Source organism: Phaeobacter sp. S60 (assembly GCF_000826845.1).
GTDB classification, from domain to species: domain Bacteria; phylum Pseudomonadota; class Alphaproteobacteria; order Rhodobacterales; family Rhodobacteraceae; genus Phaeobacter; species Phaeobacter piscinae.
Genome location: NZ_JSWJ01000005.1, coordinates 54,847 through 68,433, shown reverse-complemented (window position 1 = coordinate 68,433; position 13,587 = coordinate 54,847). Strand labels below are relative to the sequence as shown.

The window sequence follows — 13,587 nt, the reverse complement described above, 5'->3', positions numbered from 1 at the left end:
CCGGTGATGAGGGCTTTTTTCATCTGCTATCCTTAAATCTTATGCGGTCGGCCGCGGTTTGGCACCTGGGCGCGGGGTGGTCTCAGCTTAAAACATGTTGCGGCGGAGTGGCAGCCGGTTTTCGCCCCAATACCCCCCCGGCATCCCCCCCTGTCCGGATCGGCAGGCGGGGTGCGAGATCCAGGCCGGCAGGCTCAGCTTTCGCGGAAGGCCCGGTTGAGATAATCGGTGAAGGGCTGCACCAGATAGGCAAAAGGCGTGCGGCTGTTGGTCTGGATAAAGGTCTCCACCGGCATCCCCGGCACCAGCACATTGCCCTCGGGCAGGCGGGCGGCCTCGCCTTTGTTCAGCCGCACCTCCACCACGTAGTAGCTGCGCCCGGTCTGCGGATCGATAAAGGAATCTGCCGAGATTGTGCTCACCGAGCCAAACAGCGTCGGCGTGGTGCGCTGGTTGAAGCTGGAGAAATTCAGGCTGACCTTCTGATTGAGATAGACCTGATCAATATCCGAGGGCGCCACCTGCGCCGAGATCACCAGAGGCTGGCTCTGCGGGATCAGATACATCAGCGGATCCGCCGCCCGGATCACCGATTTGCGGGCAAAGACATTGAGGTCATAAACCACCCCCGCCACCGGCGCGCGCACCTCCAGCCGGGACAGCCGCTGCAGGATCACATTGCGCCGCTCGATCAGCTCCAGCTCACGCACCTGCAGGTCACGCAGGGTGGTGATCGCCTCTTCGCGCCGCGCGCTTTTCTGGTTGAGGATCTCCAGGCCCAATTCGGTGACCTGCCCTTCGGCCTGGGCCTTCTGGGCGGTCAGCGCCCCGGCCTGACCGCGCAGCCGCGACTGTTCACGCTGCAGGGACAGCACCCGGCTGGACTGCGCCAGCCCCTGCGACAGCAGGCTCTGCTGGTTTTCCAGCTCCTTGCCGATCAGCACCAATTGTTCCTGCAGAGCCGATTGCTGCGCCTCGATCCCGTCGATCTGGCTCTGGATCTGGCCGATACGTTCCTGCAGGCGGCTGATGCGGGCCCGCAGATTGACCAGGCGCGCCTCAAACAGGCGTTTCTGCCCGTTGATCAGCTCTTCGGTCTGCACATGGGTGCCCTTCAGCTCAAACAGCAGCTCGGCAAAAGTGATCTCCTCGGCCTCATCCCGTTCGGCGCTATAGCGGCTGCGCCGGGCCAGGGTTTCGGCCAGCTGGCCTTCGACGATCTGACGGTCGGCCAGCAGCTCCGACGGCTCCAGCCGCAGCAGCAGCGCGTCTTCCTCAACCAGATCGCCCTCGCTCACCAGCACCTCATCGACAACACCGCCATAGGGGTGCTGCACCACCTGCCGGTTCTGCTCCACCTTGATGGAACCGGAGGCAATCACCGCGCCGGAGATTTCTGCCGTGGCGGCCCATTGGCCAAGGCCGCCGACCAGCAGACCCATGGCCAGCAACCCGGCAATGGTCAGCCCCCGGATCGGGTAGGATTTGGATGTATCGCTCATGATTTTGCCTCTGCCTGCTTTGGGGCTGGCTGTTTCTGGGGGGGCGTGGATTGCGCCGGTGTAGACGGTGTCGTTGCGGATGGGGCGGCAGCCTGTTGCTGGGCCGCCGGTTTCGAGGCCTGCTGCTGGGCCGGTTTCTTCTGCGCCACCTGCGGGTTCTGCAGATGCTCCCCCAGCACCGCGTCCTTGGGACCAAAGGCGCGCTGGGTGCCATTGTCCAGGATCAGGATCAGGTCACAGAGCTGAATCGCCGCCGGGCGATGCGCCATGATGATCACCGCGCGCCCGTCCTTCTTGGCATGGGAGACCGCCAGGTTCAGCGCCTGGCTGCCCTCATTGTCGAGATTTGAATTCGGCTCATCCAGCACCAGCAGCACCGGATCGCCATAAAGCGCGCGCGCCAGCCCGATACGCTGCACCTGCCCGCCCGACAGCCGGTTGCTGGCCACCCGCACCGGCGTGTCATAACCCTGCGGCAGGGTCAGGATCATATCATGCACCGCTGCCTTGCGGGCGGCCGCCACCACCTGATCGGGGTCCGGCATCATCGACAGGCGGGCAATGTTTTCGGCAATGGTGCCATCAAACAGCGTCACCTGCTGCGGCAGATAGCCGATATAGCTGCCCAGATCATCCATGTCATATTGATTGAGCGCCGCCCCATCGAGCCGAATCTTGCCCGAGACCGGATGCCAGACCCCGATCAGCGCCCGTGCCAGCGAAGATTTCCCCGCCCCAGAGGCACCGATCACCCCCAGCGCCTGACCGGGCTGGAGATTGAAATTCAGCCCCTGCAAGGCCGGCTTGGCCACCTGCCCCGGCGCCACCGGCGGCACCAGAGCCACGCCCTGCACCTCCAGTTTGGCCGCCGGGCGGGCCAGTTTCATCGGCGCCGGGCGTTCCGGGGTTTCGGTCAGCATCTGCGCCAGACGCTCCTGCGCCTGCATGGCCCGCTGCACCAGCGCCCATTGGCCGATCAGCGTCTCGATCGGGGCCAGCGCCCGCCCCATGATGATCGACGAGGCAATCATCACCCCCGGCGTCAGCCCTTCGGTCAGCACCAGATAGGCACCCGTGCCCAGCATCGCTGATTGCAGCGCCAGCCGGAAGGTGCGGGTGGCGGTGCTGAAGCCGCCGGTCATATCCGCCGCACTCAGCTCGGACCCCACCGCCTGGCTGCGCAGCATCCGCCATTTGGCAAAGGCCGCGCGGCGCATCCCCAGCCCCTGGATCAGCTCCGCATTGTTGCGCATCCCGTCGGAAACCTGATGCGCCGAAGCCGCCATCATGCTGGCGTTTTCCACCGCCGCCTTGGAGATCATCTGATTGGCCAGCGCAAAAACCACCAGCACCGCGCCCCCGATCAGCGCCAAAAGCCCCAGCAGCGGATGGAACACCGCAATCAGCCCCAGAAACAGCGGCGTCCAGGGCAGATCAAAGAACGCCGACACGATGGGCGAGGACAGCGCCTTCTGCATCGCTTCCAGATCCCGCAGCCCCACTTTGGCGATGTCGTCATTAAACCCCGCCGCCGATTTGTCCTGCACCGCGTTGAACACCCGGGTTTCCAGCTGGTCATGGAACCGCGCCCCGACCCGCGCCAGGATCCGGCCGCGCACATAGTCCAGCACCCCCATGATCAGGAACAGGAACCCCGCCAGCACCGTCAGCGCCACCAGCGTCTCCAGCGAGCGGCTGCCCAGCACCCGGTCATAGACCTGCATCATATAGAGCGGGCTGGTCAGCATCAGCAGATTGGCAAAGAAGCTGAACACGCCAATCAGCCAGAAAGCACCGCGATTGCCCCTGCGGGCCTTGCGGATCTCACCCAGGCCGGACTTATGCCCGGATCCGGAATGCTGTGCAGAGGTGCGTGCCATGACATATTGCCTTTGTCGGGGGCGCCCGGAGGGGCGCCCGAAAGTAAGAGGACCAAAAGACCCGGCCACCCGCAACAGAGATCTGGACAGGCTGGACCGGGGTCAGGGGCGGATATGCCCGGACAGGCCCGGATGCACAATGGCTCCCTGCGGCACCGACGTCCGGACATCTTTGACAGGGTCAAAAGCACAGCCGTCCAAGGCTTGTCAAACAGCTCCCTCCGCCCCCGCAACAATAGCCGACAGGCGCGGCGGCGCCGCATCACCCGCCAGGCGCAGTCGCGCACTCAAAACGGGGGCAGCCCCGCCGCCACAGACCCGTCCAAACCCCGCCGCTCCGCCTCGCTCAGATTGACATCCGCCCCCCCCTTCGCTAAAGCCCGACAGCGCATCCGGCACCTGCCGACCAAACTGGAGCAAGCCCTTATCATGTCACAGGTTTCCTCTCAGACCTCCGGCAGCAAAACCGTTGCCGAGACCGCGTTCGAGGCCCGGTTTTCCCCCCGGCTGGTGGCGGCAGAGACCTATCACGATCCCAATGACGTGATCCTGTTCATGCATATTCCCAAGACCGCAGGCATGTCGGTGGGCAAGGCGCTGCAGGCGGCCTTTGACATCTTTCACCCGGTCTCCTGGGAGAACACCAACCAGTCCTTCCGCAACAAGACGCGCAAGGCGCTCTACCGGCGCAGCGATGAGGCCAACCCCTGCCGTCAGGTGCTGATGGGGCATTTCGCCTGGTCTGACGTGATGTATTGGCGCCATCAGGAGCTGCCGCTCAAATGTGCCACCATCATCCGCGACCCGCTGGCTCGCTTCGTGTCGAACTACCGTTACAACACCTCCGACAAACACCCCCAGCACAAAACCTTCGCCGCGCGCTTTCCGACGCTGGAATCCTATGCCCGCGTGCTGCCTTATGATTACCAGCTGTCGCTGATGACCGGGGCTTTCTACTCCTTTGATCACGCGCTGGAGAAACTGAACGCCGCCTACAGCTTTATTGGTGTCACCGAACATCTGGGCGCCTCGCTGCAGCATTTGCGCCGCAGCCATGGTCTGGCGGAGCTGACCGAGCACCGCGAGAACACCGGCACCAAGGCCAAAGCCGCCGAAGACATCCCCGATGCGGTGCGCAATCTGGTGGGCGAGAAAAGCCGCAACGACACCCGGCTGCATCAGCTGGTGAGCCGCTGCTACAGCTGAGCCGCCGTCACGGTTTGATGGCACCAGCTGAACGCGCCGGGCTTATCTGACCGGGCCCGATACTGCCCCCGCTTTGGGGTCGGGCTGCCCATGCCAGAGCCCCCCTGCAGCCCCGTATTCACCCCGAATCCACCCCGAGTCTGCCCCGATTCCACCCGCCCGCTGCGGGCGGGCACAGCCCTGCGCTGCGGCGGGGAGATTCTCCCGCAGCTCCCCGCCGCAAGGGCAAATCTGGCCGGTTGCGGCAGGGTTTTCGCCGCTTCGGGGCACTACCACCTTCCTACGTCGAAAGAGGTAGTGTGGAGAAAGTGAAACTTATTCCCTCAAAATCCACCTGAAGCCACCAAAAAAGCAGATTAATTTAAATCGAACCTTTATTCCCGCGAATAGGAAGTGAAAGAAATCGCACCGCTCATTTAAAACGCTTGGGCGGAATGTTGAAAAATGAAAACTCGTTTTGATCGGGGTGGCAAAAACCACACACCTACAGGGAGAGGATGAGCCACAGGTCAGGTATTCCCTACCCTTATAAGATGTATTAAAAAAGAGTTAACAAAATGCGCAGGCGCTTCGCAAAACGTCAAGTTTACCGGCGAAACCACACATAAATCCGCCATAGCTCCCGCAGGCCCGCCGCAACGCACCCCCATTCGGGCAAGAAATTTGCAAAAAGACCCCGCCTTTTCAACCCCTAAAATGGTTAAATTCGCTGCAAGCCGCCAGTTTCCCACAATGGGGCAGCGTGGCACGCAGGGCACGATTTCGACATCCCTGCAATTCCTGAGCCCGCCTGCGCAAGTTTCCTTGACAATAGACCCCCATCCAGAGAGACAGAGAGCGGTAAAACCTTTGCGGGCATAAGGCAGGCGCGTTTGTTCGCAGAAATCGACGAGCATTACTACGGAGTAGAAAATGGCTAATATTAAACTGACAGAAGCCGACGACAAACTGGCATCCGGCACTGAAGGCAATGACGTTATCACTGTTGCACGTGCACTCGATATCGACCCTTCAGACAGTCTGATCGATTCGTTCGACGGCAACGGTGGTGAAGATTCACTGGTACTGGGCGCAAACACTCTCGCGAGCTTTATCGAGATTGCTTCGGGTGTGGATGGCGTTGACTACGATTCGACAAACGACGAATGGACTCTGAGCTCTGACAACACAGTCACAACCGACGATGTTATCGCATCTAACGGTGTGAACAGCATCACATTCTCTGACGGCGTAACTCTGGTTGGCGGCACTGCGGCTACCGGCGTGACACAGCTGAACGGTACATTCGGTTCCGGCAACGGTGTCGACGGTGTCAACGCCGCATACTATGACTGGACCGGCGCGACGATGGCCGCAGCCTCTACTCTGCTGACCGACTTCACTACACTGGTGAGCATCAATGGCGTTGCTGCTGCGACCGCCGGTACCTCCTATGAAATCGACGAAGGTACCTTCACCATCAGCGGAACCGCAGTTGAGTTCCAGCCCACTGATGATGCAATTTCTGCACAGGGCTCCGTTGGTGAGACCGCCACCTTCAGCTTCGATATTGTTGTCGCAGACGCAGACGGCAACGAACAAACCATCACCCTGAACTTCAGCGAAACCATTGATTTCGACGCAGGCGACAACACTTGGGATGCCGCCAACTCTACTTCCGGGAACGTCGACGAGAACGACACCACTGATGAGGGTGACGACACTTTCAATGGTGATGATCGTGGCAACGATATCACAGCAGGCGCCGGCAATGACACCATCAAAGGTGAAAATGGCGACGATGTGCTGGAAGGCGGCGCTGGCGTCAACGTGATCCGTGGTGGCAACGGCGACGACGAGATCACCAACGGCGACGACGACGGCAGCACCCTCGGCGGCGGCGCAGGTGACGATGACATCACCGGTGGCGACGGCGATGACATCATCTTTGGTGGCAACGGCAATGATGACAACCTCGACGGTGGCGACGGCGATGACGTCATCAATGGCGGCAATGGCGCTGACACTCTGATTGGCGGCGCAGACGAAGACACCCTGAAAGGTGGCGACGGTGCTGATGATCTGGACGGTGGCGACGAAGCCGACGAACTGCGTGGCGGTGCTGGCACAGACACCGTTGACGGTGGTGCTGGCGACGACGTTATCTACACCAGCCTTGACGGCGACGAGCTGACCGGTGGCGATGATGATGACACCTTTGTCCTGAAGCTGGGCACAGGTGAAACCACCATCACCGACTTCGATGGCTCTGGTGACGATGTCCTGAACATCTCCGAAATTGCCGGTGCAAATGTGCTGGAAATTCTGGCGAACGCCTATGAGATCGTTGATGACCAAGGCACTGTTGGCTCCGATGATGTGAGCAAGGTCGTGATCGCATTGGATGCAGACACCACGGTTATCCTGGAAGGTACCAGCATCGCATCTCTGGGTATCGACGACTTCTCCTCCGACGCACTGGCGTAAGCCTCTGTCACATGTCTTCGGAAAGGCCCCGCTTTTGCGGGGCCTTTTCTTTTGCGCAGATCCGGGCTGATCTCTGACCTGATCTCCCATGACCGGCCCCGAGCCCGCATAAAAAATCCCCCCGCAATCTCTTGCAGGGGGGGATCAGATCACTGGTCAGCCCGGGTGGCCTGTGTGGTGATTAAAGCCGGTCATCCGGGTTCAGCGCATCCAGCGGCAGCTCCCGCGCCGCCATCTCCGCCCGCGCCCGCGCCTCAAGGTCGGCCAGCACCTCTGGCGTCACCACCGCGTCGCCTTCCAGCCCCTCGCCATTGCCCTCTTCGGGATAACGGCTGAGGTCACAGTCAAAAAACATCTCCGGCCCCTGCGGGTCATAGCGCGCCGCCAGCGCCCGGTTGATCGTGTCAAACCGCGCCAGAAACGCCGCTGCATCCTCCCGCGCAGGCATCAGCCGGCCATCATCCGGCAGCTCCTGCACCGCCTCGGCAAAGCTTTGGCGCGGATAGCCACGCTGGCGCAGCCACAGCCCCGCCAACAGCTGGCTGCGCGACCAGGCCGCGTTTTCCTGCGGCAGCTCCGGCGGCGGCGTCAGCCCCACCAGATGGTAGAAATCCAGCACCGTATCGCCGCCCACCAGATCGCCACGCTGGAACCGGCGCACGGTGACATTCCCGGCCCCGAACACCTGCTCCCACCGCGCCAGTTTGGTGGCATAGTCGAAATAGCGCATCATATGGGGCTGAAATTCCGGCAGCCCCTGGATCTGCGCGCCGTAAAACTGATAGGCCGCCCGCCCCATCACCACCTGTTTGCGGTGCGACAGCGCCAGCGCGTCCTGCCGCCGCAGATAGGCCACCACGTTGATCTCGTCAAAATGGGTCAGCAGCTGCTGGCGCAGCGCCTCCAGATCCGCGACATCCATCAGCCAGAACAGCATTTCGCTCGACAGGATACAGTCACCATGGCCACGATGATCGGCATCCGCCATGCGCCGCTCCAGAAACGGCCAACGCAATTCGGTGTGCATCCCCGCGCCCATGCCATGGCAGCGCACCAGCGGGTTGAAATCCACCCGCGGGCGGGCATGCAGATAGCTCCAGCAGCCCAGGGTCTTGTCGCTCTGCCCCTGTCGCAGCGCGGTCTGCAGCGAGGTCGACCCGGTCTTATGCGAGCCGATATGCAGCCACAGCCGACGGGTCATGCCGGGGCCTTGCCTTTTGTCTTGCGTTTGGCGGCAGCAGGCTGGGGTGTCTCGCTCTGGCTCTCAGGTCCGGCTTGCGCCGCCGCCAGCGTATCGCGATAGAGCCGGTCCAGCACCTCGCGCGCCGACGGCTCATCCTGCAAGGCCTGCATCCGGGCGCGCTGGCCGGTCTCCACCGCCTCGGCAAAGCCTTCCTCGCGCAACAGCCGCTGCACCACCGCGACGCTGTCGCGCACCGCCTGCAGCGGCGACCAGGCCACCAGCGTTTCCGGCGGGCAGATCTCAGCCTGCGCCCCCACCTCGGAGCAGATCGGCACGCAGCCGGCCTCAATCGCCTCATAACAGACCAGCGCCAGCCCTTCGTTCGACGACGGCACCAGAAGGATATCGCTCTCGCCCAGGAGGGCCGGCACATCGGTGCCCGCAGGATGCAGATGCACCACATCCGTCAGCCGGTAGCGGGTCAAAAGATGTTCCACCGCGCCGCGATAGGGCCCCTCGCCCACCATATCAAAGCGGAATTCCACACCGTTGCGCTTGCCCCAGGCACGCAGCCGCCGGATGATCGACAGCGCCACCACCGGGCGTTTCTGATGCACCATCCGCCCGACAAAGGCGACCCGGCAGCGGCTCTGCCCGGCCTTGATACGCACCGGCGCCACCTCCGCCCCGCGGCGGCTGTCATCCAGCAGACGCCCCAGCACCAGCTTGCTGCCATAGACCCGGAACCGCTCCTTGTAGAAGCGTTCCAGATCGCCGCTGATCACATGGTGATGATCGATGTAATTGCTCCAGACGCCCGAGATCCGCGGATAGCCGCCATCGGCGTATTCCACGATATGGGTGCTGTCGATATTGACCACATGCGGATGGCGCAGCTTGATTGTGGGCAAGGCATCATAGAGCGGCACGCAGTGATGATTGTGGGTGAGGATGATGTTTTCCTGCGCGATCAGCTGGCTGACAAAACCGCTGGTCTGGCTGCGCGGCAGGTAACGGTCGGTGCGGATCAACTGCAGGCGCGGATCATCGGGCAGTTTCGCCAGCAGCCGTTCGGGCCCCTGCTGACCCACCATGACAAACACCCGCAACCCGGCGTCCAGCGCCCATTGAATGCTGTCGATGCCAAGGCTCTCGGCACCGCCCACATCCAGCCAGTGCAGCCCGATCAGGATCGCCGGATCCTTGCCGCCATGGCGCCCCTCAGGGGCCATTTTCTGGGTTTCAAAGATGCCGCGTGAACAGGCCAGCCGGGAGAATTTATGCCGACTGGGCAGTTTGCGGAACCGCCGCGCCTCGATCTGATATTTCATCTGTTCCGCCAATATCGGCGAGAGCGCATGAATGGCCCGGTATTTGCGCGGCCGTTTGTGCCAGGGCACGCCGCCAGCACTTTCGCGCACCGCCACCTGGCGCGGCGAGGGAATGGTGACAAACACCCGTTTGCCCGGCAGCGCCGGGGTCTCCTGCGGTCCGGTGCGCAGGTTGCCGATATAGGTCAGCGCCATCATCTCGGCGCCATAGGCCATCTCCTGCGGCTGCACCGCCGGGGTCGGCAGCTTGGCCTTTTCCCACCACATATGGGTCTCGACCGGGGTCTCGGGATAGAGCGTTTCATAGATGAAACGGATCTGCGCGATCTCCTGATCGATATACTCTCTGTCCTGGGACATGGGGGCTCCTGCCTCGTGCTCTGTCTGCCTGCCTGTCGGCTTGTGCGATCTGTGGGGAACGGGCCTATATAGACGCCGTTTTCAGATGCTGGGTTTCAGACGTCCTGTTTCAGACGCCGGTGTCGGGATCGGGGCGCACGATGGGCGGATTAAAGGAACAGCCCTGCCAGATCGCCTTATAGACCTCCCGGCGCAGGGACTTTTCCACATTGCCCTGGCGCATCTGCCGACGCACCCCGCGGGCAAAGACAGCCACCCCGGCCCAGCCCTGTTCACGGCGGCGGAAAGACGCCTCATTGCGCGCGCCATAGCGGAATTTCCAGATATTGGCCTGGTTCACCAGCGAATAGTTCACGCCCTTGTTTTCCGGCACATCATGGACCACCACACTGTTGGGGCAGTAGATGCCAGGATAGGATTTGGCGATCCGCTGGGTGTATTCGGCATCATCGTACCAGATGAAATATTCCTTGATCGGAAAACCGTGTTTCTGGATCGCCCAACGCGGCACCAGCACCGAGACAAAGGAACAGGATCCGACCAGGAAATAAGGCGTCTCGGGGCTGTAGAACCGCGGCCAGTCCCAGACCGTCGAAGGCGTGTTCATCTCGCAGAGATCGCCATTGGTCCATTTTACCGCCGAACAGGCAAAAGACGGCCGCCAGGTGAACCGCGCCTCGAAATCCTTGATGCCGGTCAGCAGCAGCTCGATGGCATTGGGCTCTGGGTAGGCATCATCATCGCTGAACCAGATGTAATCATAGCCTTCCTCATAGGCCACCCGCGCGCCCTCGTAAAAGCCGCCAGCGCCGCCGATGTTCTCCGGCAGCCGCACATGCTGAAACCGGGGGTCGTCCTGTTGCAGTTGGGTCAACCAGCTGCCGGTCTCATCGGTGGAGGCATTGTCGATCACAAAAACCCGCTCCGGCAGGCAGGTCTGCGCCTGCAGGGCCGCGATCACGCGCTTCAGCTTGTCCAGCCGGTTGTAGGTCACGATGACCGCAGCAAGGGAGGAACGGATATTCATGGCTGATCCTTCTGTGGCGCAGCGCCTGCGGCGGCATCTGCGAGGACGCGCGCGGGCGGTGACGGTGGTGTCTGGGCCGGCGTGTCAGATGTGGGTGTGGCGCTCTGGGTGGCGGGAGAGGCTGCGGTCTCGGATCCGGCAGGCATCTCTGCATCCACCTCCGGCTCCAGCGGATCGCCGTTTTCATCCAGCCCCAGACGCGCGTTCTTGTGCCGTTCGATATCCTTGATCCGGTGGCTGTGGAAATAGGAGGGCCATTTGCCCTGCCGCTCCAGCATGCCTTCGATGATCTTGGCCATGACGGTCAGGTTGCGCAGATGTTCGGGGCTGAAAAACTGGCTCGGATCCAGCGACGGGGCGCGCGGGGCGGATTGTTTTTCCATGTCGCGCAGCGCATTGCGCAACAGCGGCCGGCCGCCGAAGAATTCGGCATCCATAACCTCGGCATCGCAGCGATAGGCAGCGGTGGCGGCCTCGGCCAGATCGCGTGCCATCACCAGTTTGCGCACCTTGGCCTCGCTGTCGCCGCGCGAGCGGTCCAGCTGGCGCGACACTTCCCAGCCCAGCGTATGGCGCAGCCAGGGGTCCTGTTCCTGAAACTGACCTTGCAGGAAATACATCAACGCCAGCTCGCGCACGGTCATGGCCTGGTTTTCCGGCTCGAATTCCTCCACCGTGCAGGGCCGCCCGTCAAAGGCCACCTCGGCAAAATCATCCAGCACCGAGCCGTTTTTCAGCTCCTTGCGGATCATCGGGCGCAGGGTGAAATCCTCGCCGAACAGCTGGCGCCACTGGGCAAAACGTGGCGCGTAGTGAAAGCGGCCGTTTTGCAGATTGTGGTCAAAGAACTCCTGCATGCTGCCCCGGTACCAGCCGATCTTGATCTGCTCGGCATAGCTCGACAGGATCCGCTGCGCATGGGGGCGCACATAGGCCACGATATGGATGCGATCGGCGCAGCCGCGAAAGAAGGTCTCGACCAGATCGTGAAATTCCGGTGCCGGGATATTCTCAAACGCCTCGGCAGACAGCACCGCATAATCCGCATCCGAGGCCGCGATCTGGGCGGCCACCTCTGTCAGACCGTCGCGATCCTCCAGATGTTTGGGCAGGGGCGTGCCCTTGCGATAGCTGGTGATAAACCCGGTCAGATAATTGTGGTTCATCTTGGCCGGGTAGAGCAGCTTGGCGTCATGCAGCTGAATGCTCCCCACAGCCAGCGCGTTCTGGATGGTGGTGGTCCCGGTCTTGTGGTCGCCGATGTGAATCACAAGCGTCTTGGGTCTGGCTCCGGTCTTGTCGCTCATCGGCTCCATCTCGTTACTTCATCAGCCTTATTTTCCGGCGCCCAAGCCCTACTCTAACATCCCCCAAGCGTCCAGACCAAGCCGCCCGCCGGGCCCGCTAAGACCGCCTACAGCGCAGATTTCCCACCGGTTTCGGACAGGATCCGCTCAGAGTGGCGCCACAAAGAACGCAGGCGCCCGGTTGCCTGCCTCCGCCGCCGCCAGAAAGCCGCGCGCGGTGTCCAGCGCCTCGCGGATGGTCACATCCATATCGAGATAGCGATAGGTGCCCAGACGCCCCACAAAGGTGACGCCTTCGGCCTGTTCAGCCAGCGCCACATACTCTCCCAGCAGCGCTTTCTCCTCGACCTGGCGGATCGGGTAATAGGGAATATCCTCCGGCTCTGCGGCGCGGGAAAACTCGCGGTAGCAGACCGACCCGTCATGGCTTTCCCAGGGGGCGAAATGCTTGTGTTCGGTGATGCGGGTGTAAGGCACGGATTCCTCGCCGTAGTTCATCACCGCGCAGCCCTGGTAATCGCCCTGATGGGTGAACCGTTCGAAATCCAGCGTCCGGTAGCCGAGCCGGCCCAGCTGGTAGTCGAAATACCCATCCAACGGCCCGGAGTAGAACACATGGTCGTAATCTGCCGCCTGCGATTGGTCAAAAACAGTCTCTAACTTGACCGTTATGCCCGGATGATCGAGGATTTTTTCAATCATCGCGGTATAGCCGTTCTCCGGCATGCCCTGATATTTATGGAAGAAGTAATTGTCGTCGTAGTTGAACCGCACCGGCAGCCGTTTCAGGATCGAGGCCGGCAGTGCGCTTGGCGCCACGCCCCATTGCTTGATGGTGTAGCCCTTGAAAAACGCCTCATAAAGATCGCGGCCCACAAAGCGCAGCGCCTGCTCTTCAAAGGTCTGCGGATCGGTGATGGAGGTATCGGCCTGCTCTTGGGTGATGAACTCATGCGCCGCTTCGGGGCGCAGGGTCTTGCCAAAGAACTGGTTGATGGTGTGCAGGTTCACCGGCAGCGAGAACACCCCGCGCCGCCCTTCGGGGTCCAGGCTGGTGGTCTTCACCCGGTTTTTATAGGGCAGGAAGGTCTCAAACCCGTTCACATAGTCCCAGACCTCCGCGTCATCGGTATGGAAAATATGCGGCCCGTAGACATGCACCATGACGCCGGTCTCCGCATCGCGCGCGGTATGGCAATTGCCGCCGATATGGTCGCGGCTGTCCAGCACCGTGATCTTGTGACCTGCCTCGGCCAGATGCCGTCCGATCACAGCGCCCGAAAGCCCTGCGCCCACCATCAGTATATTCACCCCGGCACCCCGTC

General features: G+C 61.9%; 9 protein-coding genes. 2 read left to right on the top strand and 7 right to left on the bottom strand.

Going from position 1 to position 13,587, the window contains the following annotated elements; genetic code table 11:
- Positions 1-194: 194 nt before the first annotated feature.
- A complete protein-coding gene (locus OO25_RS07250; protein ID WP_082035105.1) occupies positions 195-1,502 on the bottom strand; it encodes an HlyD family type I secretion periplasmic adaptor subunit in 1,308 nt (435 codons plus the stop codon).
- Entirely contained in the window at positions 1,499-3,382 is a 1,884-nt protein-coding gene (locus tag OO25_RS07245; RefSeq protein ID WP_040179255.1) for a type I secretion system permease/ATPase, read from the bottom strand. Before OO25_RS07245 ends, OO25_RS07250 begins: the two co-directional genes overlap by 4 nt.
- Before the next feature lie 429 nt (positions 3,383-3,811).
- On the opposite strand from OO25_RS07245, the gene OO25_RS07240 reads away from it, so the two are divergent.
- Both OO25_RS07240 and OO25_RS22130 read left to right on the top strand, forming a co-directional pair.
- On the top strand, positions 3,812-4,588 hold the full coding sequence (locus OO25_RS07240; RefSeq protein ID WP_082035293.1) for a sulfotransferase family 2 domain-containing protein: 777 nt from the start codon (positions 3,812-3,814) through the stop codon (positions 4,586-4,588).
- A gap of 912 nt (positions 4,589-5,500) precedes the next feature.
- Positions 5,501-7,054, top strand: coding sequence for a calcium-binding protein (locus tag OO25_RS22130; protein ID WP_052465603.1), 1,554 nt, complete (start codon positions 5,501-5,503; stop codon positions 7,052-7,054).
- Between the two features lie 181 nt (positions 7,055-7,235).
- Here OO25_RS22130 and OO25_RS07230 read toward each other — a convergent pair whose 3' ends face one another.
- The 5 genes from OO25_RS07230 to glf all read right to left on the bottom strand — a co-directional run bounded on the left by OO25_RS07230 (position 7,236) and on the right by glf (position 13,573).
- Positions 7,236-8,255 (bottom strand): hypothetical protein, encoded by a 1,020-nt coding sequence (locus OO25_RS07230; RefSeq protein ID WP_040179252.1) that lies wholly within the window; start codon positions 8,253-8,255, stop codon positions 7,236-7,238.
- Positions 8,252-9,928, bottom strand: a complete 1,677-nt coding sequence (locus OO25_RS07225; protein ID WP_040179250.1) for a glycosyltransferase family 4 protein — start codon at positions 9,926-9,928, stop codon at positions 8,252-8,254. Before OO25_RS07225 ends, OO25_RS07230 begins: the two co-directional genes overlap by 4 nt.
- Positions 9,929-10,037: 109 nt before the next feature.
- Complete coding sequence (locus tag OO25_RS07220; protein ID WP_040179249.1) at positions 10,038-10,955, bottom strand: glycosyltransferase family 2 protein; 918 nt, start codon at positions 10,953-10,955, stop codon at positions 10,038-10,040.
- Entirely contained in the window at positions 10,952-12,262 is a 1,311-nt protein-coding gene (locus OO25_RS07215; RefSeq protein ID WP_242407000.1) for a hypothetical protein, read from the bottom strand. The genes OO25_RS07220 and OO25_RS07215 overlap by 4 nt, the downstream gene beginning before the upstream one ends.
- Positions 12,263-12,409: 147 nt before the next feature.
- Complete coding sequence (gene glf / locus OO25_RS07210) at positions 12,410-13,573, bottom strand: UDP-galactopyranose mutase (protein WP_369808853.1); 1,164 nt, start codon at positions 13,571-13,573, stop codon at positions 12,410-12,412.
- Positions 13,574-13,587: the final 14 nt, after the last annotated feature.

Excerpts from the sequence above, each read along its gene's own strand:
- OO25_RS07250 (WP_082035105.1), bottom strand. The coding sequence starts at position 1,502 with ATGAGCGATACATCCAAATCCTACCCGATCCGGGGGCTGACCATTGCC.
- OO25_RS07245 (WP_040179255.1), bottom strand. The coding sequence starts at position 3,382 with ATGGCACGCACCTCTGCACAGCATTCCGGATCCGGGCATAAGTCCGGC.
- OO25_RS07240 (WP_082035293.1), top strand. The coding sequence starts at position 3,812 with ATGTCACAGGTTTCCTCTCAGACCTCCGGCAGCAAAACCGTTGCCGAG.
- OO25_RS22130 (WP_052465603.1), top strand. The coding sequence starts at position 5,501 with ATGGCTAATATTAAACTGACAGAAGCCGACGACAAACTGGCATCCGGC.
- OO25_RS07230 (WP_040179252.1), bottom strand. The coding sequence starts at position 8,255 with ATGACCCGTCGGCTGTGGCTGCATATCGGCTCGCATAAGACCGGGTCG.
- OO25_RS07225 (WP_040179250.1), bottom strand. The coding sequence starts at position 9,928 with ATGTCCCAGGACAGAGAGTATATCGATCAGGAGATCGCGCAGATCCGT.
- OO25_RS07220 (WP_040179249.1), bottom strand. The coding sequence starts at position 10,955 with ATGAATATCCGTTCCTCCCTTGCTGCGGTCATCGTGACCTACAACCGG.
- OO25_RS07215 (WP_242407000.1), bottom strand. The coding sequence starts at position 12,262 with ATGAGCGACAAGACCGGAGCCAGACCCAAGACGCTTGTGATTCACATC.